This is a genomic window from Aminobacter sp. P4_D5 (assembly GCF_056401815.1).
Window position 1 is genome coordinate 1 of record NZ_JBFUIP010001158.1, and the last position, 569, is coordinate 569.

General features: G+C 69.4%; 1 protein-coding gene. It reads right to left on the minus strand.

What is annotated here, in order from left to right; translation table 11 throughout:
• Positions 1-523: NAD(P)/FAD-dependent oxidoreductase (locus AC1DWF_RS37240; RefSeq protein ID WP_476843443.1), on the minus strand; the 523-nt coding region annotated here is incomplete at its 3' end.
• Between the last annotated feature and the right edge of the window lie 46 nt (positions 524-569).

A 569-nucleotide genomic window follows, 5' to 3' on the forward strand; every position in this document is an offset into this window, starting at 1 on the left:
CCTTCAGGCTCAGCGCCCAGTCCACCGCGGAATCGCCGCCGCCCGCGATCACCACGCGCTTGCCGCGGAATTCCTCCCGCTTCGTGACCATGTAGCGGACCGCGCCACTGGCCTCGTAGCCGGGCAGCCCCCCCAAGGGTGGGCGGTTGGGGCCGAAGGCGCCGGCGCCGGCGGCGATGATCACGGCCTTGGCCGATACCGCGCGATTGGCGCTGGTCTGCAGCACGAATCCATCGGCCGTGGGCGTGAGCCGCTCGACCCGCTGGTTCAGCAGGTATTCGGGCGAGAAGGGCGCGGCCTGGTCGGCGAGGCGGTGGACAAGCTCGGCGCCGGCGATCGCGGGATGCGCGGGAATGTCGTAGATCGGCTTCTCCGGATAGAGCGCGGCGCATTGGCCGCCGATCTCCTCCAGCGTGTCGATCACCACGCTGCGCATCTTCAGCATGCCGCATTCGAAGACGGCGAAGAGCCCGCAGGGCCCGGCGCCGATGATGGCCACGTCGGTCTGGATGGTGTCGCTCATGGCCCTTGGCATGCCTCCCTTTGCCTCTTCCGTCCAGCCTTTGCGC